The organism is Xanthomonas bonasiae (genome assembly GCF_017163705.1).
Lineage (GTDB): Bacteria > Pseudomonadota > Gammaproteobacteria > Xanthomonadales > Xanthomonadaceae > Xanthomonas_A > Xanthomonas_A bonasiae.
This window is the reverse complement of the sequence record NZ_JAFIWB010000005.1, coordinates 1-26,065: the sequence shown is the minus strand read 5'-3', so window position 1 is coordinate 26,065 and position 26,065 is coordinate 1. Positions and strand designations below refer to the sequence as shown.

Genomic DNA, 26,065 nt, shown 5'->3' with positions numbered 1-26,065 from the left:
TCTGGCAGCATCGCGGACGCAGGGGATCTTCAGCCAGGACATGTCCATGAACAAGGCCGTTTCGATACTCGCCGCTTTGCTGTTCGTCGCTGCCGCCTCGCTGGGCATCGCGCCATCGGCACGCGCCCAAAGCGTCACCCTCGACTGTACCGGAAGCAACCTCTGCTATGCCGACGTGACGCCGGCCGGCGCCTACACCTACGCCTGGTCGTTCAACTCCAACGGGCTGAACGTGATCTATCCGGCGAGCTGTGCCAATCAGGTCTATTGCAGCTTCTACTGCCCCAGGGCCAGCGGCTACATCACCGCCAACGTGCTGGTCACCGATGCCAACCGGCAGACCGTGGGCTCGGCCAGCATGCGTGCGTTGTGCACGGCAGAACCGCTGTAGGCGGGGCTCGCAGCGGGCGTATCGGCACGCTGCGGCACATGCACCGCAGCGCACCGATCAGGCCGCCGGGCCGCGGCTGACCTCGCGCAGCACCGCACCGTAGCCGCGGTACAGGTTGGCGGCAGGCAACTGCCCGTGCGCGCGCATCCAGCGATGCACCGCCGACAGCCGATAGAACGGCACGCGCACGTACTGGTGGTGTTCGATGTGATAGTGGATGGCGTGCGGCCCGCAGAAGAACGTCTGCCAGCTGCGGCGGACGATGCTGCGGGCGTTGCGGCGCTGGTCTTCGCACGCCGGATAGCCGGCATGTTCGGCGATGGCACGGATGCGCGCGAACAATTGCAGGAAGGTCAGCGCCGGCAGCAGCCACAGGCCCAGGTACAGCCCTGCGTGGCCAAGCGCGGCGAGCGTCCCCAGCAGCACGCCGTTGCTGACCGCGATTGAGCCCAGCACCAACGGCAGATGGCCGGCCGGCGCCGGCCTGCAGGACTCGGAGGCAGGCGCGCGCCGCCGCCGCAGCGCATCGCGCACCGCGAGCACGTAGCCGATGCCGGTGACATCGCGCAGCAAGCGCGCCGCCAGCCGACGCCGCGAGACCGGGTAATCGGCGATGCCGAACACGATCGCCACCGGATCGTCGTCGGCCATCGGCGCGCGGTGGTGTTGCAGATGGCCCTGGCGATAGGCGAACAAGGACAGGAACAACGGCCCGGCCGCGCACAGTTGCGCCAGCAGGTCGTTGTGCGTCTGCCGCCGCGCCAGCAGGCCGTGCGCGCCCTCGTGCATCATCACCGCCAGCGCCAACTGGGTGCGCGCCACGAGCAGCGCCGCCAGCAGATACACCAGCGGATGCGGATAGCGGATCGCCGCGGCGAAGCACAGCGCGATCATTGCCCAGTCCGATGCCAAGGCCAGCGCGCTGCGCCACGGACTCAGCCGCCGCAATGCCGGCGGCAAGGCGGCGGTCATGCGCCCTGCTCCTGCCGCACCGGCATAGGAGCGGGTGCGGCAACGATCGCATCGGCGCTCGGCGCGCATTGCCCACGCGCCAGCGCCAGGATCAGGTGCACCCACAGCCGCAACCGCGCGGGCGCATCGAGCGGGGCCGGCTCCGGCGCGGGCGGCGGCGGTTCGGCCTGCAGCGCACGGCACGCCGCTGCCACCGAATGCGCGAACGCCTCGCCATCGCCGCGCCACACCACCGTCCGGTGCGGCAGCCCGCGGGCGGCGGCGCGGCGCGCATTGCGCTGCTGCTCGGGCTGCTCTGTGAGCAGCAGCAGGATCGGCCGTCGATACACCTGCGCCACCGACAGCGCGGCCATGCCCGGCGCCGAGACCAGCAGCGTGCTGGCGGCGGCGCAGGCGATCCACTGCGGATCCTCGGCTACCCAGCCGGCGCGATCGGCATAACCTTCGCCGACCCGGTGGCTGTGCAGGCCTGCGCGCTGCAATCCCTGCTCCAGCGCCTGGGCCAAGGCCGGATCGCGGAAGTGCGGATTCAGGTACACCGCCGCGGTCGGCACCTGCGGCGGCGCGCCTGGCGCGGCGGGCGCGGCCAGCGCGACCGGCGTAGGCAGGCGGAAACGGCGGCCGCATGCCTGCAGCCGCGGCTGCGCGAAATCGTGCTCCAGTTGCGCCGCCGCCGCATCGATCTGCCAGCCGATCAGCCGCGCGAACAAGGCCGCCACCGGCCGCGGCAGGCGGCCGTCGAAATTCCCCTGCAACGCCGCGCGCAGGCTGGCGCCATAGACATGCACGATCTTGCGCCGCCAGCCCGGCAGCATCCCCATCACCAGCAGGGCCGGATGGAACGAATCGTTGAGAATCAGGTCGACGCCATGCAGGCGACGCCGCAGCCGCAGGATGTCGCGCAGCATCCGCGCCGGATGCAGCAGGTAGGCGGCGACATTGGCGTCGGTCGCGGCCGCGCGCATGTTCTGCCGCGCATCGAACTGCACGGCGTAGCGCGGCGACAGCAACGTGGCGTCGATGCCGAAGCGGCGCAGGAACTGCACGCCCGCCGCGGAGGTGGTCAGCACATCGACGTGCGCCCCCTGCGCGCGCAGCGCATGGGTCAGCAATTGCGCACGCATCAGATGACCGCGCGCATCGGCGGTGGCCAGGTACAGCAGGCGCGGCGGGTTCAGCGCCACACTGCGCCGCGCACGCGCAAGACCACGCCGGCCAGGTACATGCCCAGCGCGCCGCTGACGCCGAAGGCACGGTCGATGCGCCGCACCTCGGCCAGCAGCGCGCTCAACGCCGGCTGTTCCTGCGCGCTCACCAGCCGCTGCAGGATCTGCCGGCACTGCCGCACATGCCGTTGTTCGTCGCCCAGCACCCGACTCAGCAACGGCTGCAGCGCATGGTCGGCGGGCAAGGTCGCGCAATGCCGCCGCAGCACCCGCGACGCCATCTGCTCGGCGCACAGCCCGATCGCGAACGCGGGCACCAGCAGCCCCTGCGCGAAGGCGCCAGCATGGCGCTCGGCCAGGCGATGCCACTGCGCGATCTTGCGCCGGCTCAGGCGGTCGGGCCGGCGCGTGGGCTGCAGGTCGCCGCGCGCGGCCAGCGCGGCGGCGAACGCCTGCGCATGCCACTGCTCCTCCTGCAGGTGCCGGTCCATCAGCGGCACCAGCCAGGCCGGCCGCTGCACCGGCACTTCGCGCTGCAACGCCAACTCGGTGGCTTCCTCGCCGATCAGGTACATGCGCAGCAGCAGGCGTTCGCCGGCGACGCTGGCATGCAACTGGCGCAGCGCCGCGCGCTTGATCCGATCGACCAGCCACGCCTGCCAGCGCAGCCAGCCGCGCAGCGGCGGCGGCTCCAGGTCGCGCAGCGTGGCGAGCGTGGCGCCCTCGCCCGCGGGCAGTGCCGTCACCGGTTGCCGCTCACGCGCGGTGATAGGACAGCGCCTGCGCATCGGCCTGGCCGCCACGGCGCCAGCCCAGTCCGCGCGCCAGCGCGCCGGCCATGTCCACCGCGGAGAAGCCGGCGATCAGCAGCAGCGCCGCGCACCAGCGCAGGCCGCGCAGCGGCGGCAGGTCTTGCCGGTTCAACGCGCGCGCGCTGAACCACAGGCGCGAGGCGAGCACGCACAACGGCCCGAGCGGCCCGCTGCGGCCGAGCCACTGCAGCGCGTCGGGCAGGTAGGCGCGCACCAGATGCGGGGTCAGTCCCAGCGTGTCCTGGCCGCGCCACCAGCGCAGCTGCAGCGCCTCGCGGCGGGTATCCGGCAGCCGGTGCACGGTATGCGCCTGTGCCGCGTAGTGCACCGCCACCCCGGCCGCCTGCAGGCGCAGCCCCAGCACCTGGCAGTGCGCGCGATAGACGCCGTCCAGCGGCTGGTAGCCGTGCTGGGCGAACACCGCGCGCCGGAACGCGACGTTGTTGGCATAGAAATTCCGCGTCGCCTGCGCCTGCAGCGGACTGGGGAAGTACATGAAGTCCAGCGTGGTCAGCGCGGTGCCGAGCACATCGGCACGGTAGCTGGTGCGGCCGGCCACCGCCGCCGGCGCGGGCTGCTGCGCGAACGGCTGCAGCAGTGCGGCCAGCCATTCGCGATCCGGCAGACAGTCGGCGTCGGCGAACACCACATAGTCGCAGCGATGCGGATCGGTGGCGGCGAAGCCGGCGTTCTTGGCGTCGTAATAGCCGGTCGCCGCGTCGATGCGCACGAACCCGATCGGGCGCCCGGCGATCGCGACCAGCGCCGCGCAGGCCGCTTCGCTCAAGCCATCGTGGGTCACGATCAGCTGCGCCAGCGCGTCCAGCGGCACGCTCTGCGCGGCCAGCGCACGCATGACCCGCTGCAGGCTCGCCTCGGCGCGCACCGCCGCCGCGTCCCCGCCACGCAGGTTGTTGGTCTCCAGGACCAGGGCGCTGCGCGCGGCAATGAGCATCGACATCGAACAAGTCCCGGTAGGCGTCCATGGCCCGCGCCGCGCACGACGACATGGCCTGCGCACGCGAACGGGAAGGGACGGCAGCGTCCCTGAAATCGCAGCGCGACTATACCGGGGAACCGCCGTGCCCGCTGCGCAGTCGCCGCGGCGCTGCAGGACTCAGCCGCGCCGCCACACCAGGCAGCGATTGTTCGCCGGCATCGCCGCGTCCTCCTGCAGCACCAGGCCCTGCGCCTGCGCCAGCGCAGCGACCGCCTCGAAGTCGCGGATCCCGCTCGCGGCATCGCGCGCCTTCAGCCAGGCGTCGAACTCGCGGTTGCTGTCGCTGCTGAAGGTGCCGCCGTAGTTGAACGGCCCGTACACCGCCAGCGTGCCGTCAGCGCAGTCGGCCAACAGCGCGCCGACACCGGCGAAGAACGCCTGCACCGCGGGCCAGCCCATGATGTGCAACGTATTGGCGGTGAACACCGCATCGTAGCCGGCGGCCGGCCATGGCCCGTGCTGCACGTCCAGGGCCAAGGCCGGCGGCGTGTTCGGCAATGCCGCCGCGTCCAGCCATTGCGCGATGCCGGGCAGGTGCTCGGCACGCTCGCTGCATTGCCAGGTCAATTGCGGCAAGGCGGCGGCGAAATGCACCGCATGCTGGCCGGTGCCGCTGCCGATCTCCAGCACATGGCGGCGCTCGGCGAAATGCCGCTGCAGCACCTGCAGGATCGGCGCGCGATTGCGGTCGCAGGACGGTGCGTAGGGTCTATCGTTCATCGCTCATCGCTTGGTGGCGGCCGCAGCATGCGCCACGGCTTGGCGGAGGCGTATCGCGGTCAACTGCGCGAACGCACGAAGATGCGCTTGCTGCCGCCTTCGTTGCCGCGCTCCTCGAGCTCGAACTGCGCCGACAGCCGGCGCAGCAGGTCGCTGAGCTTCTTGTGCCCGTACAGGCGCGGATCGAAATCCGGGCGCACCTTGTTGAGGTAGCTGCCGACGCTGCCGAGTCCGGCCCAGCCCTGGTCGTCGGAGGCTTCCTCGATCGCCTGGCGCAGCAGTTTCAGCGGTGCGGACAGCTTCGCATCGGCGGGCGCAGCGGGCGCCGCCGCGGTCGCGGCCACTGCAGCCGTTGTCTCGGGCTTGGTCGTCTGCGCAGCCTGCGCAACCTGTGGCGTCTTGCGTCCCTTGGTGGCCGGCTTGGCAGCGGCGGCAGCCGGCTTGGACGGTTCGGCGCTGGCCGCCTCGCTGCGCAGCACTTCGGTGTAGATGAACTTGTCGCAGGCCTGCACGAACGCGTCCGGCGTCTTGCGCTCGCCGAAGCCGTACACGGTCGGCCCCTCCTCGCGCAGGCGCTGCGCCAGGCGGGTGAAATCGCTGTCGCTGGAGACCAGGCAGAAGCCGTCGAAGCGGCCGGTGTACAGCAGGTCCATCGCGTCGATGATCAGCGAGCTGTCGGTGGCGTTCTTGCCGCTCGTGTAGGCGAACTGCTGCACCGGGCTGATCGAATGCTTCAGCAGCGCCTGCTTCCACTGGGTCATGCGCGTGCTGGTGAAGTCGCCGTAGATGCGCTTGACGCTGGCCACGCCGTACTTGGCCACTTCGGCCAGCAGGCCTTCGATCACCGATGGCTGCGCGTTGTCGGCATCGATCAGCACCGCCAGGCGCGGCTGGTCGTCGTCGGTCTCGGATCTGGAACGGGTTTTCATGGCGGGGACCTGCGTGGAAACGGAAGCGTCGGCGGGAGCGCAGCGCGGTGACGCTGGCGCGCTCGGCGCCGTGTGCCACTGTGCCACTCCGGCGCAGCGGCGGCCAGTCTTGGCGAATGACGGCGGTCGCTTCGCCGGCGAGCGCACGCCATCCAGGTCATCGCATCATGCGCGCCGCATCGGACCACGCTGCAGCCGCACTTTCGCTCGGCGCCGCCGCGCCCGCTGCCGCACGCGCACCGCCTCAGCGCGTAGCGGCAGGCGCTTCCGGCAACTCCAGATGCTTGCGGAAGAAGCGCGCGATCACCCGCAGGGCCTGCTGGCTTTCGGGCAGCGCGTCGTTCAGATGGAACGCATGGCCCATGCCGTCCCACACGTGCAGATCCGCGTCGCGGCCCAGATCGACCAGCCGCGAATGGGTGTAGGCGACATTGCTCAGTTCGGCCGCACGCGTGCCGGTGATGAACAGCAACGGCGGAAACTGCGCCAGCACCGCATCGGAAAACACCGGCGACACCAGCGGATCGTGGAAATCCACCGCGGCGCCGTAGTACAGGTCTTCCATGATCGGCAGCACGCCCTGCGCATCGGGCAGCGGCGCGTCGTTCACCGCCGCCACCACGTAGCGCGAATCGCCGCGGTAACGCGCATCGCCACCGGCGCAGAACATGCCCGCTGCCGCCGGCATCGGCAGCTTTTCCTTGGCGAACCAGGCCAGCGACTCGCCGGTCAACACGCCGCCGGCCGAGCACCCGAATAGGCCGATATGCTGCGGCGCATAGTGCTCGAGCGCTTCGCGGTACACCGTGGCCACATCCTCGCTGGCGGCGGGAAACCTGTGTTCCGGCCCCATCCGGTAGTCGACGCTGACCACGGTCACGCCGGTCATCGCCGCCACCGGAATCGCCTCCATCATGCCGAACGAGGCGGCGCTGCCCATCACGAACGAACCGCCGTGCAGTTCGATCAACAGCCGCTGGCGCTGCGCCGGCGAAGCATCGCGGGGCTGCACCAGCGTCACCGGCACGCCGTTCCAGGTCGCGGTGCTGATCTTCACCCCGTAGCGCTCGCGCAGCGGTTCCACCACGCCTTTGGCCCAAGCCTCGGTTTCGGCGCGGATGCGCGGCAGCTCGCGCGCCAGCGTGGCGTTGTCCATCTTCGCCAACGGATCGCCATGGGCCATGCCGTCGCGCGCCGCGGCCTGCGCCTGCGCGCTCAGGAACGGCGACAGCGGCAGGTCGAACGCCGGCATGTGGCGGACGCCGTCGTGCGCCGGCGCATCGGCGGCGATCGCGACCGGAGCCGCCAGGCTCGCCAGCAGCGCGAGCGCTGCCGGCGTCATCATTCGCAGGTATCCCGTCACGTGCATGCCCTCCCAGGCGGCGATCGAACGCGAAGGATACCGGCGCCGCACGCGCGCGGCTTTGCACGATCCCGCCGCACGCGCTGCCGCCAGCCTGTCCGGCATCGCGACGCCGGCGCCAGGTCAGCGCGAGCCGCGCGTCATGCCGCATCCCTCTCGGTGGACAGCGCGATCGCCCGCTGCGCGTCCAGTTCGACCAGCCGCTGCTGCAGCGCCGCGCGCACCTGCGCATACGCCTGCGCACCGAGCAGCAGGCGCCGCGGTGGCGGGGACACGTCCAGCGAGACGAGCATTTCGCGCACCATCTTGCGCGCGTCGCCGAGCACGAAGCCGCCATCCTCCAGCGCGCGGCGCAGCGCCTGCACCGGCGTGTCCGCATAGATCGGGCTGGGCTCGGTGCGGTCCAGGCCGCGGCCGAAATCGGTCGCCGCCGGGCCGGGCTCGACCAGGGTGAAGGCGATGCCGAACGGTGCCACTTCCTGCGCCACCGCCTCGACGAAGCCTTCGATGCCCCACTTGCTGGCGTGGTACAGGCTGAAACCCGGATAGGCGATCTGCCCGCCTTCCGAGGACACCTGCACGATGCGTCCGCCGCCCTGCGCGCGCAGATGCGGCAGCACCGCGCGGATCAGCTGGATCGAGCCGATCAGATTGGTGTCCAGTTGCCGCCGCAGCTGCGCGTCGCTGGCTTCCTCGGCGGCGCCGAACACCGCGTAGCCGGCATTGCTGACCACCACGTCGATGCGTCCGAGGTCGGCAAAGGCGCGGCCGACCACGGCGCGCACCGCTGCGGCGTCGGTCACGTCCAGCGCCGCCACCCACAGGCGCTCGCCGTACTCGGCCTTGAGATCGTCCAACACCTCGGGACGGCGCAATGTGGCGGCGACGCGATCGCCGCGCGCCAGCAGGTGTTCGGTCAGCAGGCGGCCGAAACCGGACGAGGTCCCGGTAATGAAGTGCGTGCGGTTCATGGGTTGCCCTCTCGCAAAGGCCACGGAAGCGTGGCGGTCAGGATCAGACTAGGCCTCGCGCATCGCTGTTACTATCCGTCCAATCCCGCATGCGCCAGTGAAAATCACCCATGAGTCAGCGGCCCGCCCTGACCGATCTCAGCGCCTTCGCCGCGATCGTCGCGCATCGCAGCTTCCGCAAGGCCGCCGACGAACTCGGGCTGTCGCCGTCCACGCTCAGCCACATGATGCGCACCCTGGAGACGCGGCTGGGCGTGCGCCTGCTGCACCGGACCACGCGCAGCGTCGCGCCGACCGAAGCCGGTGCGCGGCTGGTCGCGCGGCTGCAGCCGCTGCTGCGCGAACTGGACCAGACCCTGGACGATGTCGGCAGCCTGGGGCGTGGCCCCAGCGGCACGCTGCGCATCAACGCCAACGAGACCGCGGTGCGCCTGCTGCTGCAGCGCGTGGTGCCGAGCTTCCTGCAGCGCTACCCGGCGATGGCGCTGGACCTGGTCAGCGAAGGCCGGCTGGTCGACATCGTCGCCGCCGGCTTCGACGCCGGCATGCGCCTGGGCGAAGCGCTGCCGCAGGACATGATCGCGGTGCCGTTCGGCGGCCCGCAGCGCTTCATCGCCGCCGCCTCGCCCGCGTACCTGGCGCGCCACCCGCCGCCGCGCACGCCCGACGAACTCGCGCAGCACACCTGCATCGGCTTCCGCCTGCCCAGCGGCAAGCCGTATCGCTGGGAATTCGCGCGCCACGGCCAGGAAATGGCGATGGAGGTCGGCGGCCCGCTCACGCTCGATCATCTGGGGCTGATGGCCGATGCCGCGATCGCCGGCATGGGCATCGCCTACCTGTCGGAAGTGGCGGTGCAGGCGCAGCTGGACAGCGGCGCGCTGGTGCGCGTGCTCGACGATTGGTGCCCGCCGCTGCCGGGGCTGTTCCTGTACTACCCGGGCCACCGCCATGTGCCGGCGGGGCTGCAGGCGTTCATCGAAGTGATGCGGGAAGTGGGCTAGAACACGGCGTCCGTGTCCGCTCCCGGCGGCGCGCGCATCGCCACCGGAACGTCGCATGTGCCGACGCGCATGCGACGCCGCAAGGCCATCACGTCGCCGCCGGCAACGCCTCGTAGGCCTGTCGCACCGCGGCCTCGCCGTAGCGCCGCTCCAGCCGGCGCACGATGAAGTGACCGCGCGCCATCGCCTGGAAATGCGCCATGAACACCGTGTTGAGCAGCGCACCGCTGGCCGCGCCGACCAGCGGCACCGCCTGCGCCGCCAGCTTCTCGCTGACCGTGATCGAGAACTTCGCTGCGATCCGCGACATCAGCGACACCAGCGCCGGCGCGCCCTTGCTGCCGATGCCGTGCGCGGCGATGTACTGCGCGGCGGCGCTGAGCTGCTGCGCCATCGCGGTACGCACCGCGAAATAACCCGACTCGCTGCCGTCGTCGCGCGCGCTGCGCCCGCCGTGCGCCAGCACTTCGAGACAGGCCAGGGTGGTGGCCGGATCGTCCAGCCGCTCGCCCTCGGCGCGGGCGATGTCGGCGATCGAACGCAGCATCAGCGTGGTGGTCAGCGGCAGTTCGACCAGCAACCCCGGCAGGCCGAAGAAACCGCCGGCGGCACCGGTCGCGGCCACCGCCACCCCATGCAGGCGCGGCCGCGCCGCGCCCGGCGCCTGGGCACGCAGGGTCAGCAGCGCCGAGCGCAAAGCGATGCGCAGCGCGCGATGGCTGATGGCGTCGATCCGCGAGGACAGCGCCTTCGGCAGACGCTTGCTGAGCAGATCCTCGATCGGCGCGCCGACCGTATTGGCGATCTTCGCCGCCAGGCCGGGATGTTCGAGCAGCGCGTGCGCCTGGGCCAGATCGCGGTGATCGGCGGCATCCATGGCGGGAACGGGGAGATTGGAGGTCATGGCCAAGAGTCGTGGCGTGGGAGCGCACAGCATGCACCGGCCACCGCCGCGATGCTGTCGAGGGCAGATGACGAAACCGGGAACAAGGCGCCCTAGCCCGCGATCTGCTCCAGCGTGCGGTTGCGGGTGCGCGGGCCGAAGATGCCGATGATCCCGGCCACCGCCAGCAGGCTGGCGACGATGAAGGCCAGCACGCCACGATTGCCGGCGCGCTCCAGCAACAGCCCGATCAGCAGGCTGCTGCCGGCGGTGGACAGGCGGCTGAAGGAATAGCAGAAGCCCACCGCACGTGCGCGCAATGCGGTCGGGAACAGCTCGGCCTGGTAGCCGTGGTAGGCGAAGCTCATCCAGGCATTGCAGAACGTGATCGCCGCGCCGCAGGCGATGATCGCCAGCGGCTGGGTCTGCCAGGCGAACAGCGTGCCGAACAGCACCGCCCCGAGCGCCGACCACACCACCTGCCGCTTGTTCTCCCAGCGCTGGGCGACGCGCAGCAACAGCAGCGGCGCCAGCGGATAGGCCAGCGAGATCGCGAACGCATAGCCCAGCCCATGCACGCTGTCCGCGCCTTGCGCCGACAACAGCGCCGGCAACCAGTTGCCGAAGCCGAAGAAGCCGATCGCCTGGAACACATGGAACGCCACCAGCATCACCACGCGGCGCCGGTAGGGCGCTTTCCACAGCGCGGCGAAACGCCCCTGCGTCGCGGTGGAGGCGCCCTGCGGTTCGGGCTGCGGCGGGTCCAGCGCGCGCCCCAGGTCGGCACTACAGCGCGCTTCCAGATCGCGCAGCACCGCGTCGGCCTCGGCGTGCCGGCCCTGTGCCGCCAACCAGCGCGCCGATTCCGGCAGGCGCCGGCGCAGCCACCAGATCGCCACCGCGAACGTGCCGCTGAGCAGTACCACCCAGCGCCAGCCGCTGACCCCGAGCGGCGCATGCGGCACCAGCGCCCACGCGCTCACCGCCACCGCCGGCACCGCCAGGAACTGCACGAAGAACGCGAACGCGAAGGCCGCTCCGCGCATGTGCCTGGGCATCAGCTCGGACAGATAGGTATCGATGGTGACCAGCTCGATGCCCAGGCCGATGCCGACCACGAAACGCCACCCGATCACGCCCAGCGCCGTGCTCTGCAGGCCCATCGCCACGGTCGCGGCGGTGTACCAGAGCAGCGCGAAGGCGAACACCGGACGGCGCCCGAAGCGATCGGCGAACGGACTGAGCAGGCTGGCGCCGAGGAACAGGCCCAGGAACGTGGCCGAAGCGAACGCGGCCTGGTCGGCGATGCCGAACGCGCCCGCCGCACCGGTGGCGAAGATGCCGTCGCGCAGCAGGCCCGGGCTGATGTAGGCGGTCTGGAACAGGTCGTACAGTTCGAAGAAGCCGCCCAGCGCCAGCAACGCGACCAGACGCCACAGCGTGGCCGTCGCCGGCAGGCGATCGATGCGCGCCGCCACCAGCGCGACGGAATCGGAACGAGCGGCGGCAGGATCGAGCATGGGCATGCACCGGCGAAAAGGGTCGCCGACAGCCTCGACCGTCGGCGCTGGCGCATGCTGCCCGATTGCCCTGCGTCTCCGCTACCGCAAGCGGCCATGATGGCCGGCGCAGTCCGGCTCGCGTTCAGCGGGACGTCGGCTTCGGCCCGCGCGTAGCGCCAGCCGACTACCGCAGGAACAGCACGTTCAGATCCTGCTTCGGCACGAAATCCTTCTGCACGAATTCGAAGGTCAGCGGATCGGTCCGCTTCAGCTCACCATCGAAGCACAGACTGACCAGGTCGGTCGGCGCGCGCTTCTTCAAGGTCAGGTGGAAGTCCTGGATCGGCCCCTTCCAGTTGTTGCCGGTCAGCAGGATGTAGCGCAGGTTGCTCCACCGCAGGCCGTGCTCGCCCTCGCGGCGGCGTGCGCTCTGCTGCGCGCCGGCGTCCATGCAGGTGTCCTTGGCATAGTCGCGGATCAGCTCGCTGGCCGGCTGCGGCACGCCGGTCGCCAGGCTCGGCACATAGCTGTGGCGGATCGACACCGCCTTGCCCGCGGCAAAAGGCTGCTGCCAGGTGAAATACTCGCTGAGCGTGAAAAGCGGCTGCCCATCCGGGTCGAACCAGCCCTTGGGCAGCGGCTTGCGGCCCTTCGGCGTCTCGCCGGATTCGACGTAGCTGGCCAGGTCGTCGCTGCTCCAGCCGCTGGCGGCCCACTGCCGCGAGACGTCGGCACCATTCTCCAGCTGCGCCACCAGCTTGCGCTCGGTGCGGACCGGCTTGCCGTCCACCCACAGCTTGAACTCGGTCAGTTCGCTGTGGTCGGCCATGCCGAAGTACATCGGCGGCATCGGGAATGCGATCGGCACCACCAGATCGCGCGTACTGGTGTTGGTGAACACGTAGTCCACCCGCACCAGGTCCTCGCTGATGAACAAGGCCTCCTTGCTCATGCGGATATCCGGCTGCTGGATCAGCTGGATGGTGCCATTGGCATCGCCGAAGCTGGTGTCGTTGGCATGGGCGGTGCCCGCGAACAGCGGCGCCAGGGCGAACAGGGTGCGGACCAGCAAGGTGTTGGGAAACATGAGCGGGCGTTGTTGGGGAGAGGAGACACACACACCAGCCAGGCAACCAAATGGCCAGACCTGCATCCGTCAACGATATATTAACCGAGGCTTTGCGAAGCTCGCTGTCTGGGTAGGTCAGGCCAAATCACAAGGAGCGACACGTGGCAAGCAAGGGAATCAAGAGCCGTCTGCTGACGCTGGCGATGTTGTCCATCGGTTTCTCCGCATGGGCCAGCGCTACAGATCAAACGCACAGTGGCCCCGCTTCTCCTAAGGGCCTGTCCGCCGCCTACCTCGCTTGCCAACAGCAAGCACGGGGCGCAGTCGAGCAAGCGGCCTGCATTTCGCAGGAACAAAGCGTGCAGGACAAGCGCCTGAACAAGGTGTACAAGCAACTGATGGCGGCTCTCAATGCCGATGGCAAGGCCAAATTGGTCGATGCCCAACGCGCTTGGCTGCAATCCAGGACCAAGGATGGCAACCTCGAAGCGGCTATTTATGGCAATACCCAAGCGGAAAACCTGGACGGAGGCGAAGCTGCATTGTTCCGGCTCTGCGTCCGTGCCGATCAGCTCGAGAAGTATCTTCGCCTGATCAATTGAATCGACGTTCCATATAAGAAAAGGATATCTTATGGCTGACAACATCGACACCCGAAACCTCGATACGGTCTCGGGCGCAGTGTACTTTTCCGTAGGACGCGGCACCGAAGGTGGCGCGGCGTCTTATCATCTCGCGATTGCCGGCGTCACCGTCGGCACATCCGAACCGAACTGGGGCCAGGTCGGAAAGGTCGCGCAGAACAGCGGCTATAGCCTCGGCGCCATCCAGGTCGATTTCGGTCAGCGCGGCACCTGGCCTCTGGGTTCGATAGATAACCGAACCTTACAACCCGGCGAGCAGACGTACGTCGATGCCGTGATCCAGCAGGCATCCGCTTATGCAAAGGCGCACAACCTCCCTTTCACTGAAGATCAGTCCGCGCTGCGCAGCGATTTGCTGAGTCATGGCAACGGCCTTAACGGGCGGACATCTCTGAATTTTATCGATACAGGAACCCGCGACAGTATCAATGCATGGGCCGGCTCTGCCGAGGGCAAGCAGTGGATCCATAGCAATATCGACTATCCCCAGGTCAGAAACGCTACGCAGACCGCGATGTCGATCCTGGATGCTAGTGGCAGCAACATAAGCGAGGACCGCCGCTTCGAAGCGATAAGCCTGTTGGCGAAGACCGCGAACCAGTTGCCGAGCCAATTGCCAAAACTTGAAAAGGTATTGAAGGATGGCGGCGATTACGACGCCCTGCGCGCCAAGGCTGACGAGATACGCGAAACCTACCGCTACTACGATGGCCCTAAAGCAGCCAACGTGGCTGAAAAGTACGAGAACGGTTACGCAAACAATCGAGAAGCGCTGGATCGAGCGCATGCCAAGGTCAGCGGCAAAGATTTCGATCCTTCCACCGAACGTAGCGATCCGGACGTACAGAAGGCGCTGGAGTTGGTGAACGCGTCGCCCACTCGACAGACCTCCGGGCTACTCAAGGAGGGTTCGATTGGCAAAGAGGTGCGCAAACTGGAATCCAACTTGAGCGTGCTTGGATATACCGATGTCAATGGCAATGCCTTGCAGGTGGACCAACAGTTTGACGCATCAACCAAGCATGCCGTGGAGACGTTCCAACGGTCCAATGGCCTGACGCCGGTGGACGGCAAGGCCGGACCGGCAACCTTGGGCCTCATCGATCAACAAGCACGAGACCTGCAAGCGAACTTGGCCAAGCTAGGTTTCACCGATGCGACCGGCAAACCCTTTAGTGTGGACGGTTATCTCGGTGACGGCACGCGGCAAGCAGTCCAGTCGTTTCAGGAAGCAAACGGATTGACGCCAACGGGGATCGCCGATCCCAGCACGTCGCAAGCTGTGGCGCAAAAAGCATCGCAACTGCAGCAGCCCGGAGCAGCGCCCATACACAATGCTCCGCTGTTGTCTGATCCGAACCACAGCCGCCACACCCTTTTCCAGCAAATGCTGGAAAAGGTGCACGGTATCGAAGCCGCGCGTGGCATCCAACCGGGGATCCATAGCGAATGCCTGGCGGGCGCTCTCTCGGCGCAGGCAATCCACAACGGCCTAACCAGTGTCGACCGCGTCGAGTTGAACGGTGATGGCTCCATGGCTCGCGCAGTGCAGGTGAGCGGCGTGCGTGATGAGGCGTCACTGAACCGCACAACCGACCCGATAAGTACCGCGCAAGCGATAAATCAAACGCTGCAGGACAGCAGCGAGCGGGCACGGGAGGCGCTGTTCGCCGAACACGCTCGTGAACTGGAGCGTTCGCAGCAACAAACTCAGGCGAATGGCGCACGTACCATGGCAGTCTGAACCGATATGCCGTTGGACTCCGTGCGGGTCAGTGTGACTTGCATGGAGTTCTTACGATGCAACGCCTTGCAGCGCGCCTACGAGCAGGCAATCCAGGAGATATGCGAAACCATGAATGCTACTGGGCACACTGCGCCAGCGCGACATTGGCGCCGCCGCGCCTGAATTCGAAATCGGTATAGCCCGGCCCGTTGTTGCCGCCGTCCACCGTCGAAGCGGTGACCGCCAGCGGCCGCTCGGCGCCCTCCAGCGCCACCCAATACTCCATGGCGGCCGGCGCAGGCGAAGGGATGCTGTCGTCGCAGACGCCATCGCGGCGCACCACCCGGTCGCCGGCGCGCAATTGCGCACGCAAGACCTTGGCGTAGTCCGTGCCCGGATAGAACTTGCGCACTACCAACAGCAACGCCGTCGCCGCATCGCCGGCGAAGGTCACGCTGGCCTCGCCGGCGTTGCCCATGCGTGTTCCGGCATCCGCTCCCACCTTGCCGTCCGGCAGCGGCGCTTCGCCGAATCCCGCCAGGGTGGTCTTGCCGCGGACAGCCACCGGGTAGATTCGTACCCCGTCTGCCGGCGCCAGTTCGCCCAGACCGGGAACCGCCTTCACCTGCGCCCAGGAAGGCGGCTGCGCGGCGGCAAGGACCGTCAGCGCCGCGCGCAGCGAGGATGCCGGGGCAGGCGTGGCATCGCCCGACGCAGGCGCCACCGCTGCGCTTGCCGGCGTTGCGGGCATCGGGTCGGCGATGGCGGCGGCAGGCGCGGCCGCCGCAGATGCCGCCACGGAGCCTTGTTCGGGCTGGCAAGCGGCCAGCAGCGCGGTGGCCAGCACGAATGGCAAGAGCTTGGAAGTCATGGCACTCCAGGGACGCGTCCAGTGAGAGCGCGCGAACCGATCCATGGTCCTGGGCAGATCGAGCGTCGCGAGACGAAAAAGCGCTCGAAGTATAGCCGCGCTACATCGGCGATCCGTGCGCCTCATCTCCAAGTCCATGGCTGCGCGCCGTATCCTTAGCAAAACATTAACCGCGGGCTTGTAAAGCTGTCTCCGCACATGGATACGAGACAAGGGGAAGGACGCATGGGTACCAGGGAAAACAAGCGCAGCTGGCTGTTGTGGGTAGTGTTGCTGGCCACTGCGGCCGCCAGCGCCGAAGCGAGCGCGCAGCAGGACCAGGAACAGCAACAGATGCAACTGCAGCAGCAACAGATGCAAGAACAGCAGCAGTCGGAGAACGCAGGGGCATCCAAGGGCTTGTCCGCGGCCTACCTGGACTGCCGCAAGCAGGCCAGCGGCGTCTACGATCAACAGCGCTGCATCGAGCGCGAACGCAGGCTGCAGGAACAGCGCATGACCAAGGCTTACGACACCCTGCGCTATCGGCTGGGTGGTCGCGACCGGGCCACGCTGATGGATGCGCAATACACCTGGCTGCAGTCCGACGCGCAGGCGAGGGATCTGGACAAGGCACTCGGTGGCCACGGACAGGCGGCGGCCTTGCAGAGCGCGGAAGCCGCGCTGGAGCGGGTCAGCTCGCGCGCCGACGAGCTGGAGAAGTACACGCGTACAAATCCCTGAGGCAGAGAACACACGCGCAGCGCCCGATCCGGTGGGCGCTGCAGCATGGACTCTGTGGCCAGTACACGGCGCGGCGCATCCCGGCATGGTGAGTGCACGCGAGCTGCTGCGCGCAATTCCGACAACCCCTCGGGAGCACCCCATGCAGGCCTACGACATCACCCTGGGCGACTGGCAAAGCGGCCCACCGGCGCACGACAGCGATGGCTGGTGCTTCGGGCTGCCGCCCGGGATTCGCCTGGCGCAGTGGCCGCTGGATCCGCACAGCGGCTATCCGATGCTGCACGGCTTCACCCTGCGGCTACCGGCGGACTATCGCGTGCATGGTGCCGACGTGGTGGCGCTGTCGTTCTTCGCCACTTCGCTGGATCACAACGACGGCGGGCCGATCGGCGGGCCGGATGGCATGGAAGACGTGGTCGATGCGCCAAGCCCGCTGCCGCCGGACGACGCGGCGCTGCTGCCCTTCTGGGAACGCGCGCGGCAGGCGCATCCGCGGCTGTCGCGGATGCGCGACATCCTGGGCTGCGCCTACGCGGTGATCCTGCTGAGCCAGGACGAAGTCGATGGCCCACCTTGCCCACCGCCGCCGCTGGTGGACAGTCCGCTGCAGCACGTGTTGGCCGTGCCGCAGTGGTTCGGCGCCGGGGCGGCGGCCGGCTTCGCTGCGTGGGAGCGGCGGGAGATACCGCTGCCGGAAGCGCGCGACCCGCACACCGTCCATCGCCCGTTCAAGCTGAGCGCGCGCGCCAACGATCCCAACGCCGGCAAGCCGCCGCGGGAATACTTCGGCGATACGCCCGGCGATGGCGACTACCAGCCGTTCCACTACTGGCTGGACGGCGAGATCGCGACGGAGAACTACCGCGAACACGACTGGGCTGCCGGCCACGCCGCCAACCACCTCGGCGGCACCATGCGCCCGGTGCAGAACGTGCCGGAATTCAGCCCGTACTACATCGGGTTCGAGGAGGACTTCGGCGGCTACAACTTCGGCGGCGGCAATGCGCAACTGGACTTCAAGGACATGCGGTTCGACTGGGCCTGCGGCTGAGGTCGGCAATACGGGGAAACGTCATCCGCGACGAAGGCAGCAAGGCGATCCAACAAGCCCGGCCGCTTCGGCATAGCGGGAAGACACGAGGGCATCGAATGGTCGCTGCGAGCTGAACTGCTTGCTGGGTTTCGTGTTGACAGCAATGGACGGCCGCTCAATAATAGAACCGTACAGTTTGGTTTTTATACAACACGTTCCGAAATGGCGTTCCGGACAGACAGCGACGGCAGCGCCAACCCGTCGCTGTCGCGTAGCAACAATGCCGCATCGTGTCGTGCCGTTCGTCCCCCAATGCTCTGCCACCCCCGCCAGGCCTCCCCATGAAGCCGCACCATCCCACACCTTCCGCTTCCTCGCCCGCATTGCGTCCGGGTGAGCAGGCGCTGTTCGACCTCCCGGAGATCCCGTCGGCGCGTGCGCGCCCGGCAGCCGGCTGGATGAGCCGGCGCCTGCACACGATCGCTGCGCTGCTGTCGCGCAGTGGCTCGGGCCGCTGCGGCCGGCGCGATTGAACGCGCATGCGCCGGTAGCGCGGCGCATCGTCCGCACACGCGAGCGACGCTGCCACCGCATCGGCAGCGCGGGCCAGTGCCGGCAGTGCGGTGCGCATCGGATCGCTGCAGCGCGCAGCGCCATTCGACGCGATGATGCGATCGCTGCGGCAATCTGCTGCGGCGATGGCGGAACGTCCGGCGCCGAGCGCCGGGAAGACGCTGCACCCACCCTGGAGCGATATCCATGAACAAGATCACCTTGGCCGGCGCGTTGCTGGTGAGCCTTTCCCTGCCGATGCTGGCCCAGGCCTCCAGCTTCGCCGGCACCTCCGCCGGCGCGTCCTCGGCCGGAAGCAGTAGTTCCGGCGACGACAAAGTGGTGCTGCAGGCGCGCGACGATGCCGCGAGCTTCGTCGCCAGCGACGGCCGCATCCGCGGCGCGCAACTGGAATCGGCGCTGCGCTCGCTGCGCGAACGCGACCCGGGCGCGCGCCAGGCCAGCGACATGCAACTGGCCCAGGCCATCCTCGCGCGCTGACAGCTGGCCGGCGACCGCCGTCACCCGGCGGCGACCCCTTCCGGCATCCCGGCCGCCATTCGGCCATGGCTACCCGCCAGCCACGCTGCATTCGCTGATCGCCCAAGGTCTCGAGGCGGCCGGCCGCCTGTGCGGAGGGCCGGCATCACGGCGTCACCGTACCGGTGCGCGTAGCGTCAGCGCCGGATCGCACGCAGTGCGTTGCCCGCCCATGGAGAATCGAATGAACAAGATGCTTGGAGTTGTGATCGCTTGCGCCCTGGCCGCCGGCCTTCCCGCCGTTGCAGGCGCGGACCAGGTTCCGCCCCAGGACCGTCACGACGACGACCGGCGTCACGACGACCCGCCGCGGCCTGGCCAACTCGCTCCCGCCCGCCACGACGAAGCCCGGCACGACAACCGCCGCGACGATCGGCCCGGCGACCACCGCGACGACCACCGCAGGGACGACCGCCCGGACGACAAGCGCTATGGCCGCTGGGATCCCAAGTGGGGCCCGCGTCCGGGCAACCCGCCCGCGCACCGCGCGCGGCACGACGATTGGTATCGCCACGTGCGCGCCTGCCAACAGCGCTACCGCAGCTACGACGCGCGCACCGACACCTTCGTCCACCGCGGCCGCCGCCTGCGCTGCTCGCTGTAGGCGGCAAGCGCCTGCCCGCGTTCTGCGCAAGCCGCGCAGAAGGCGGAGCAGGCTTCTCGATGCCGGGTGAGCGCGAAGCGCGCGAGCCTGGACGAATACAGAAGTGCAGCAGCGCAATCTTCTACGGGATCAGCGGCCTCGCCCGGCGAGCGGCTCGGACCAGTGGCTGCATCAGCCCGGACACGCTCACTGCTGCCCAGCGCAGTCCGCGTTCTGCGCGTCGCACAGTTCCGCGGCGCGGCGGATCTGCGCATCGCTCAACGGCGGCGGGCGGGCGACCGCCGCCTGGATCTGGTCCGGTGCGCCGGTGAGGGTGTGCAGGCCCTTGGCGACCTTGCCGGCAACGTAATAGACGCCGAGCGCGATGTAGCCGCCGCCCTGGCTGACCTGTTCCACCGAGGGTGGTGGCCGCCAATCCTTGTCGAAGCGGTTGGGTTGGGCGCTGACCGGGTTCTTGAAGCGGTACAGGTCCAGCGGCTGCTCCACGTCCGGCGGCAACGCGCGCACTTCGTCGAGGGTCTGGATGTCCTGTTGCGGCGGGCTGGGCGCGGCGGGCGCGGGCTCGGCCTGCTGGGCATGCGCCTGCGCGGCCGCGCCAAGCAGCGCGGCGGCAACGACGAAACGCGCGGCATTGCACATCGGGATCGGTCCTTTTCCATGCATCGCCATGGCAGGTGCCGAGCTTACGGTCGGCGGCTGAACGTCACCACCGCGGCGGCATGACCAGCGCACGCCGCTCTGGCAACGCTCGCTTCTGCCAGGCCCTCAGGCCGTCTGCAACGGCTGCAGGCACAACCAGATGGCGCACCAGTGCGACAGCGCGCCGCCCAGCACGTGCGCGTGCCAGATGGCGCGGTTGTAGACCATCGACTTGCGCACGTAGAAGCCCACGCCCACGGTATAGAACATGCCGCCGGCGGCGATGAACCACAGCACGGCGCTGTCCAGGCTGGCCATCAGCGGCTTGATCGCGGCGATGCCGGCCCAGCCCAGCAGCAGGTAGATCGCCACCCAGAAGGCCTTGCTGATGCCGGGCAGGAACAGTTTGGCGAACACGCCGAACAGCGCCACACCCCACACCGCCAGGGTCATCGACCACACCCAGGCGCCGGACAGCGCCAATACGAACAGCGGCGTGTAGGAGCCGGCGATCATCACGAAGATGCCGGCGTGGTCGAGCTTGCGCAGGATCGGCTGGCGCTGTGGCGGGGCGAAGTTGTAGGCCGCCGAGCAGGCGAACATCACCAGCATTCCCAGCGCGTAAACGCAGGTGGCCAGGAGCAGCGCGTGGTTGGCGTGGGGGCGCCAGATCAGCATGGCGCCGCCGACGATGGACAGCAGCAGGCCGGCGGCGTGCACGATCAGGTCGGCGCGGCGGGCACCGGCGGTTTTGTAATGTGCGGCAGGAGCGAGAGCGGGCACGGACAAGGCGAGTCTTCGACGCGTCGGGGGACGGCGCCGCTGCGCGAGGGGGGAGCACAGGATACGCGCTGGCCGCGACGATCAGGTCAGCGTTGTCGGCCCGCGCGCGCCGTCGCCGGCCGGCATCGCGACGGCGGCGACGCACCTGCGCGGTCTACACCGCGATGCGCTCGATCTTCCGGGCCTGCGCGCCCAGCGCGCGCCGCGCCTGTTCCAGGTCGTAGTCGGCCTGCAGGTCGAGCCAGAAGCGCTCGCTGGTGCCGAGCGCGGCGGCCAGCCGGATCGCGCTATCGGCGCTGACGCTGCGCTTGCCGAGCACGATTTCGTTGATGCGGCGCGGCGGCACGCCGGCGGCACGCGCCAGTGCGTTCTGGCTGATGCCCAGCGGGATCAGGAATTCCTCCAGCAGGACTTCGCCGGGGTGGATGTTGGGCAGGGTCTTCATGACGGCTCGATGGGTCAGTGGTAGTCGACGATTTCCACGTCCAGCGCATCGCCGTCCTTCCATTGGAAGCACACGCGCCATTGATCGTTGATCCGGATGCTGTATTGGCCCTTGCGGTTCCCCTTCAACGCTTCCAGGCGATTAGCCGGCGGAACACGCAAGTCGTCCAGCGTGGCCGCGCTGTTGAGCATACGCAGCTTGCGCCGAGCCACGGCCTGGATATCGGCCGGCAATCGCCGGGAAGGCGTGCCCTGCCAGATCTTATCGGCTTCCTTGTCGACGAAGTTCCGGATCACGCAGCAACCATAATGCCATCCGCTATATAACGCAATCCGTTATAGGGGTCACGGGCATGTTCCACCGCGCTGACTGAATCCGCTCAGCCAGCTGCCCTCGCCCGGTCGGCCGCTGTCTCATACCCTGAGACGCGTTTCCGCTTCCCTGTCCCGCTTTGAGAGCCGTCCCCATGCCCGCCCACGCCCTAGCCCGCCGCACCGAGGACGCCGAGCGCGCCCTGTCCACCACCGGCGGCGAGCCTTCGCGCGATGGCGCGCTGCTGACCGAGCGGCTGGAGCGGCGCTACCACGACCGCATCACCGGCAGCTTCATGATCCCCGGCCGCGCGGGCCGCTATGCGCCGATCCCGGACGACGTGCCGGCGGCGCTGGTCGCGGCGCTGAAGGCGCGGGGCATCGAGCAGTTGTACAGCCATCAGGCCGAGGCCTGGGACGCGGCGCAGCGCGGCGAGCACGTGGCCATCGTCACGCCCACCGCCTCGGGCAAGTCGCTGTGCTACACGCTGCCGGTGGTGGCCGCGGCGATGACCGCGCAGGCCAAGGCGCTGTACCTGTTCCCGACCAAGGCGCTGGCGCAGGACCAGGTGGCCGAGCTGCTGGAACTCAACCGCGCCGGCGAGCTGGGAGTGAAGGCCTTCACCTTCGACGGCGACACCCCGGGCGATGCGCGCCAGGCGATCCGCCTGCACGGCGACATCGTGGTCAGCAACCCGGACATGCTGCACCAGGCGATCCTGCCGCATCACACCAAGTGGGCGCAGTTCTTCGAGAACCTGCGCTACGTGGTGATCGACGAGATCCATACCTACCGTGGCGTGTTCGGCAGCCATGTCACCAACGTGCTGCGCCGGCTCAAGCGCATCTGCGCGTTCTACGGGGTGAATCCGCAATTCATCCTGTGCTCGGCCACCATCGGCAATCCGCGCGCGCACGCCGAAGCGCTGATCGAGCAGCGCGTGCATGCGATCACCGAGTCCGGCGCGCCGTCCGGCGACAAGCACGTGTTGCTGTGGAACCCGCCGGTGGTCAACGCCGACCTGGGGCTGCGCGCGTCGGCGCGCTCGCAGAGCAACCGCATCGCGCGCATCGCGATCAAGTCCGGGCTCAAAACGCTGGTGTTCGCGCAGACCCGGCTGATGGTGGAAGTGCTGACCAAGTACCTGAAGGACATCTTCGACCACGACCCGCGCAAGCCGCCGCGCATCCGCGCCTACCGCGGCGGCTACCTGCCGACCGAGCGCCGCGAGGCCGAACGCGCGATGCGCGCCGGCAGCATCGACGGCATCGTCTCCACCTCGGCGCTGGAGCTGGGCGTGGACATCGGCTCGCTGGACGTGGTGGTGCTCAACGGCTACCCCGGCAGCGTGGCCGCGACCTGGCAGCGCTTCGGCCGCGCCGGGCGCCGCCAGCAGCCGTCGCTGGGCGTGCTGGTGGCCAGTTCGCAGCCGCTGGACCAGTACGTGGTGCGGCATCCGGACTTCTTCGCCGATGCCTCGCCCGAACACGCGCGCATCGCCCCGGACCAGCCGCTGATCCTGTTCGACCACATCCGCTGCGCCGCGTTCGAGCTGACCTTCGTCGCCGGCGAGGCGTTCGGCCCGGTCGATCCGGCGGTGTTCCTGGAAGCGCTGGCCGAAAGCGAGGTCGTGCATCAGGAGGGCGACCGCTGGGAGTGGATCGCCGACAGCTATCCGGCCAACGCGGTGAGCCTGCGCTCGGTGGCCGACGGCAATTTCGTGGTGGTGGACAAGACCGACGGCAAGCAGCAGATCATCGCCGAGGTGGATTATTCCGCCGCCGCGCTCACCCTGTACGAAGGCGCGATCCACATGGTGCAGAGCACGCCGTACCAGGTGGAGAAGCTGGACTGGGAGGGGCGCAAGGCCTACGTCACCCGTACCCACGTGGACTACTACACCGACAGCATCGACTTCACCAAGCTCAAGGTGCTGGACCGCTTCGACGGCGGCGCGGCCGGGCGCGGCGACAGCCACCACGGCGAGGTGCACGTGGTGCGGCGCGTGGCCGGCTACAAGAAGATCCGCTACTACACCCACGAGAACATCGGCTACGGCCCGGTCACCCTGCCCGACCAGGAGCTGCATACCACCGCGGTGTGGTGGCAGTTGCCGCAGGCCACGCTGCTGAAGGCGTTCGCGGCCAAGCAGGACGCGCTGGACGGCTTCCTCGGCGCGGCCTACGCGCTGCACGTGGTGGCGACGGTGGCGGTGATGGCCGATGCGCGCGACCTGCAGAAAGCGGTGGGCGACGGCGACGGCGCCTGGTTCGCGATGGCCGATGCCAAGGGCCGCGGCCAGCTGCGCGGCGGCGACAACGGCGAACCGGTCGGCGTGGAACTGCAGCAATTCGTGCCCACCGTGTACCTGTACGACAACTTCCCCGGCGGCGTGGGCCTGAGCGAACCGCTGTGGCAGCGCCAGGCCGAGCTGGTGCAGCGCGCGCGCGAACTGGTGCAGCGCTGCGACTGCGTGGCCGGCTGCCCGGCCTGCGTCGGCCCGGTGCTGGCCGCGCAGGAGGACAGCGCGACCACGCCGAAGGCGCTGGCGCAGCAGGTGCTGCGCCTGTTGCTGGAAGGTGGCGCGGCACTGGACGAGGAAACCACCGCGATCGACAGCGAGCTGGATGCGCTGCCGGAGTGGAGCGCATGAGGATCGGTCACGCGTGCCTGCGCATGACGTGCGCGTTTCTGCAGCATGCGATGCTGGACGTCGCATCGACCACGATCGACACAGATTCCGACGCGTTGCCGGAGTGGAGTGCATGAGTAACGACCTCAAGCACCTGTACGCGCTGCGCTTGCTGGGCAACAGATCGACCGCGATCCACATCGATCCCGACGCGTTGCCGGAACGGAGCGCATGAGCATCAAGCCAGAACGCCTGCGCGCATTGCACTTGCCGCCGGGAAGCGCGTTGCTGGGCAACGAATCGACCGCGATCCGCACCGATCCCGGCGCGTTGCCGGAGCAGCGCGCATGAGCATCAGCCTCGAGCGCCTGCGCGCGCTGCGCAAACAGGCCGGCGATCCAAACGTGGATACGCCGCGTGCACCGGCATCGGGCGCGCGACAGGCAGGCAATGCGGTGGCTGCAGGCGCTCCCGCGTCGGCGACCGCGCCGGCACGGGCGGCATCGCCCGCAGGCCGGGCCGCGTTGCTGCGCAAGCCACCGCGCGACACCGATGCGGCGCCCCCTCCGCCTGCGCCGCGCACGCCGATGCCCGCGCGCGGTGGGGATACCGCCGTCGCCGTGGCGCCGCCGATCGCGATCGAACCATTCGACCGGCGCGGTGCCGACGTCGCCTCGCTGCGGCGCCTGCTCGGCATGCGCGAGCGCGCGGTGGCGCCGGCCGCGGCGCCGCGCAAGCCGCAGGCGGCCGACCGCCACCTGCCCGGCGTGGAGATCGCACCCGGCCTGCACCTGATCGAAGCGTTCCTGCCGCAGCCGATCCCCGCCGCCGCGCTGTCGCTTGCCTTCGCCCGCCGCGAGGACGCGGTGCAGCCGTCGGACCTGCTGTTCTTCGACACCGAGACCACCGGCCTGGCCGGCGGCACCGGCACCCGCGCCTTCATGATCGGCGCGGCCGACTGGTACCTGCATCCCGTCGAAGGTCCCGGCCTGCGCATCCGCCAGCTGATGATGGCCACGATGGGCGCGGAAAAGGCCATGCTCGAAGCGTTCCGCGCCTGGCTGGCACCGACCACGGTGCTGTCCAGCTACAACGGCCGCTGCTACGACGCGCCGCTGCTGAAGACCCGCTACCGGTTGGCGCGCTGCGCCGACCCGCTGTCGGCGCTGGACCACGTGGACCTGCTGCATCCCACCCGCCGCCGTTACCGCGGCACCTGGGAGAACTGCAAGCTGGCCACGATCGAACGCCAGTTGCTGCGCATCGTGCGCGAGGACGACCTGCCCGGCTCCGAAGCGCCGGCGGCATGGCTGAGCTACCTGCGCGGCGGCAGCGCGCGCAACCTGCGCCGCGTCGCCGCGCACAACCACCAGGACGTGGTGACGCTGGCGCTGCTGCTGCAGCGCCTGGTCGACGCCGAAGCCGAAGAGCGCGAGGTCGTGCCGTTCGTGGAAGCGCCGTAGCACCGCGCTTGAGCCCCTCTCTCCCCGGGAGAGGGGTTGGGGCGAGGGTGCGGCGCCAGGCGCGGCGCTCGATTGGATGCACGAGGCTGTGCCCGTACCCTCATCCGCCCCTGCGGGGCACCTTCTCCCGATGGGAGAAGAAACAGCTGCAGCGCTTTAGCCCCTCTCCCCCCGGGAGAGGGGTTGGGGTGAGGGTACGGCCCCAGGCGAGGTGCTCGATTGGATGCACGAGGCTACGCCCGTACCCTCATCCGCCCCTGCGGGGCACCTTCTCCCGATGGGAGAAGGAAACAGCTGCAGCGCTTTAGCCCCT

27 protein-coding genes are annotated in these 26,065 nt (G+C 69.0%); 11 read left to right on the top strand and 16 right to left on the bottom strand.

What is annotated here, in order from left to right; translation table 11 throughout:
- Positions 1–46: 46 nt before the first annotated feature.
- The gene (locus JR064_RS07055; protein WP_206229252.1) at positions 47–391 is read left to right on the top strand and encodes a hypothetical protein; all 345 of its coding nucleotides are present in this window, start codon (positions 47–49) and stop codon (positions 389–391) included.
- 57 nt (positions 392–448) lie between these two features.
- Here JR064_RS07055 and JR064_RS07050 read toward each other — a convergent pair whose 3' ends face one another.
- From JR064_RS07050 to JR064_RS07015, 8 genes are all read right to left on the bottom strand, one after another.
- A complete protein-coding gene (locus JR064_RS07050) occupies positions 449–1,363 on the bottom strand; it encodes a fatty acid desaturase family protein (protein WP_206229251.1) in 915 nt (304 codons plus the stop codon).
- Entirely contained in the window at positions 1,360–2,547 is a 1,188-nt protein-coding gene (locus JR064_RS07045; protein WP_338123876.1) for a hypothetical protein, read from the bottom strand. The genes JR064_RS07050 and JR064_RS07045 overlap by 4 nt, the downstream gene beginning before the upstream one ends.
- Entirely contained in the window at positions 2,538–3,275 is a 738-nt protein-coding gene (locus JR064_RS07040; protein ID WP_206229250.1) for a hypothetical protein, read from the bottom strand. Before JR064_RS07040 ends, JR064_RS07045 begins: the two co-directional genes overlap by 10 nt.
- A gap of 10 nt (positions 3,276–3,285) precedes the next feature.
- The gene (locus JR064_RS07035; RefSeq protein ID WP_206229249.1) at positions 3,286–4,302 is read right to left on the bottom strand and encodes a glycosyltransferase family 2 protein; all 1,017 of its coding nucleotides are present in this window, start codon (positions 4,300–4,302) and stop codon (positions 3,286–3,288) included.
- A gap of 156 nt (positions 4,303–4,458) precedes the next feature.
- On the bottom strand, positions 4,459–5,061 hold the full coding sequence (locus JR064_RS07030) for a DUF938 domain-containing protein (protein WP_206229248.1): 603 nt from the start codon (positions 5,059–5,061) through the stop codon (positions 4,459–4,461).
- Positions 5,062–5,120: 59 nt separating this feature from the next.
- Positions 5,121–5,990 (bottom strand): NYN domain-containing protein, encoded by an 870-nt coding sequence (locus tag JR064_RS07025; RefSeq protein WP_206229247.1) that lies wholly within the window; start codon positions 5,988–5,990, stop codon positions 5,121–5,123.
- A 244-nt stretch (positions 5,991–6,234) separates the two neighbouring features.
- The gene (locus JR064_RS07020) at positions 6,235–7,332 is read right to left on the bottom strand and encodes an alpha/beta hydrolase (RefSeq protein WP_206229369.1); all 1,098 of its coding nucleotides are present in this window, start codon (positions 7,330–7,332) and stop codon (positions 6,235–6,237) included.
- Positions 7,333–7,493: 161 nt separating this feature from the next.
- Positions 7,494–8,324 (bottom strand): SDR family oxidoreductase, encoded by an 831-nt coding sequence (locus JR064_RS07015; protein WP_206229246.1) that lies wholly within the window; start codon positions 8,322–8,324, stop codon positions 7,494–7,496.
- Between the two features lie 110 nt (positions 8,325–8,434).
- Between JR064_RS07015 and JR064_RS07010 the strand changes: the two genes are divergently transcribed.
- Entirely contained in the window at positions 8,435–9,328 is an 894-nt protein-coding gene (locus tag JR064_RS07010; RefSeq protein ID WP_191826631.1) for a LysR family transcriptional regulator, read from the top strand.
- A gap of 88 nt (positions 9,329–9,416) precedes the next feature.
- On the opposite strand, the gene JR064_RS07005 is transcribed toward JR064_RS07010, so the two are convergent.
- The 3 genes from JR064_RS07005 to JR064_RS06995 form a co-directional block, all read right to left on the bottom strand.
- Positions 9,417–10,232, bottom strand: coding sequence for an EcsC family protein (locus JR064_RS07005; RefSeq protein ID WP_225210126.1), 816 nt, complete (start codon positions 10,230–10,232; stop codon positions 9,417–9,419).
- Between the two features lie 92 nt (positions 10,233–10,324).
- Complete coding sequence (locus tag JR064_RS07000; RefSeq protein WP_206229245.1) at positions 10,325–11,731, bottom strand: MFS transporter; 1,407 nt, start codon at positions 11,729–11,731, stop codon at positions 10,325–10,327.
- A 166-nt stretch (positions 11,732–11,897) separates the two neighbouring features.
- Positions 11,898–12,800, bottom strand: a complete 903-nt coding sequence (locus JR064_RS06995; protein WP_206229244.1) for a DUF4424 family protein — start codon at positions 12,798–12,800, stop codon at positions 11,898–11,900.
- A 143-nt stretch (positions 12,801–12,943) separates the two neighbouring features.
- Here JR064_RS06995 and JR064_RS06990 point away from each other — a divergent pair, with 143 nt between their 5' ends.
- Positions 12,944–13,384, top strand: a complete 441-nt coding sequence (locus tag JR064_RS06990; RefSeq protein ID WP_338123875.1) for a lysozyme inhibitor LprI family protein — start codon at positions 12,944–12,946, stop codon at positions 13,382–13,384.
- A 31-nt stretch (positions 13,385–13,415) separates the two neighbouring features.
- Entirely contained in the window at positions 13,416–15,170 is a 1,755-nt protein-coding gene (locus tag JR064_RS06985) for a peptidoglycan-binding domain-containing protein (RefSeq protein WP_206229243.1), read from the top strand.
- A 118-nt stretch (positions 15,171–15,288) separates the two neighbouring features.
- Here JR064_RS06985 and JR064_RS06980 read toward each other — a convergent pair whose 3' ends face one another.
- Entirely contained in the window at positions 15,289–16,161 is an 873-nt protein-coding gene (locus tag JR064_RS06980; protein ID WP_206229242.1) for a hypothetical protein, read from the bottom strand.
- A gap of 87 nt (positions 16,162–16,248) precedes the next feature.
- Between JR064_RS06980 and JR064_RS23030 the strand changes: the two genes are divergently transcribed.
- The 5 genes from JR064_RS23030 to JR064_RS06955 all read left to right on the top strand — a co-directional run bounded on the left by JR064_RS23030 (position 16,249) and on the right by JR064_RS06955 (position 19,478).
- Positions 16,249–16,746, top strand: coding sequence for a lysozyme inhibitor LprI family protein (locus JR064_RS23030; protein ID WP_241092904.1), 498 nt, complete (start codon positions 16,249–16,251; stop codon positions 16,744–16,746).
- 142 nt (positions 16,747–16,888) lie between these two features.
- Positions 16,889–17,800, top strand: a complete 912-nt coding sequence (locus JR064_RS06970; RefSeq protein ID WP_206229241.1) for a hypothetical protein — start codon at positions 16,889–16,891, stop codon at positions 17,798–17,800.
- A 323-nt stretch (positions 17,801–18,123) separates the two neighbouring features.
- A complete protein-coding gene (locus tag JR064_RS06965; RefSeq protein ID WP_206229240.1) occupies positions 18,124–18,315 on the top strand; it encodes a hypothetical protein in 192 nt (63 codons plus the stop codon).
- Between the two features lie 226 nt (positions 18,316–18,541).
- Entirely contained in the window at positions 18,542–18,835 is a 294-nt protein-coding gene (locus JR064_RS06960; protein ID WP_206229239.1) for a DUF2388 domain-containing protein, read from the top strand.
- Between the two features lie 223 nt (positions 18,836–19,058).
- The gene (locus tag JR064_RS06955) at positions 19,059–19,478 is read left to right on the top strand and encodes a BA14K family protein (RefSeq protein WP_206229238.1); all 420 of its coding nucleotides are present in this window, start codon (positions 19,059–19,061) and stop codon (positions 19,476–19,478) included.
- Positions 19,479–19,664: 186 nt separating this feature from the next.
- On the opposite strand, the gene JR064_RS06950 is transcribed toward JR064_RS06955, so the two are convergent.
- From JR064_RS06950 to JR064_RS06935, 4 genes are all read right to left on the bottom strand, one after another.
- A complete protein-coding gene (locus tag JR064_RS06950; protein WP_179571179.1) occupies positions 19,665–20,117 on the bottom strand; it encodes a hypothetical protein in 453 nt (150 codons plus the stop codon).
- Positions 20,118–20,243: 126 nt separating this feature from the next.
- The gene (trhA, locus tag JR064_RS06945; protein ID WP_206229237.1) at positions 20,244–20,906 is read right to left on the bottom strand and encodes a PAQR family membrane homeostasis protein TrhA; all 663 of its coding nucleotides are present in this window, start codon (positions 20,904–20,906) and stop codon (positions 20,244–20,246) included.
- Positions 20,907–21,054: 148 nt separating this feature from the next.
- Positions 21,055–21,345 (bottom strand): HigA family addiction module antitoxin, encoded by a 291-nt coding sequence (locus JR064_RS06940; RefSeq protein ID WP_206229236.1) that lies wholly within the window; start codon positions 21,343–21,345, stop codon positions 21,055–21,057.
- A gap of 14 nt (positions 21,346–21,359) precedes the next feature.
- A complete protein-coding gene (locus tag JR064_RS06935) occupies positions 21,360–21,641 on the bottom strand; it encodes a type II toxin-antitoxin system RelE/ParE family toxin (protein WP_191826639.1) in 282 nt (93 codons plus the stop codon).
- Positions 21,642–21,811: 170 nt separating this feature from the next.
- Between JR064_RS06935 and JR064_RS06930 the strand changes: the two genes are divergently transcribed.
- Both JR064_RS06930 and JR064_RS06925 read left to right on the top strand, forming a co-directional pair.
- Entirely contained in the window at positions 21,812–24,310 is a 2,499-nt protein-coding gene (locus tag JR064_RS06930; RefSeq protein ID WP_206229235.1) for a DEAD/DEAH box helicase, read from the top strand.
- 326 nt (positions 24,311–24,636) lie between these two features.
- The gene (locus tag JR064_RS06925; RefSeq protein ID WP_338123874.1) at positions 24,637–25,752 is read left to right on the top strand and encodes a ribonuclease H-like domain-containing protein; all 1,116 of its coding nucleotides are present in this window, start codon (positions 24,637–24,639) and stop codon (positions 25,750–25,752) included.
- Positions 25,753–26,065: the final 313 nt, after the last annotated feature.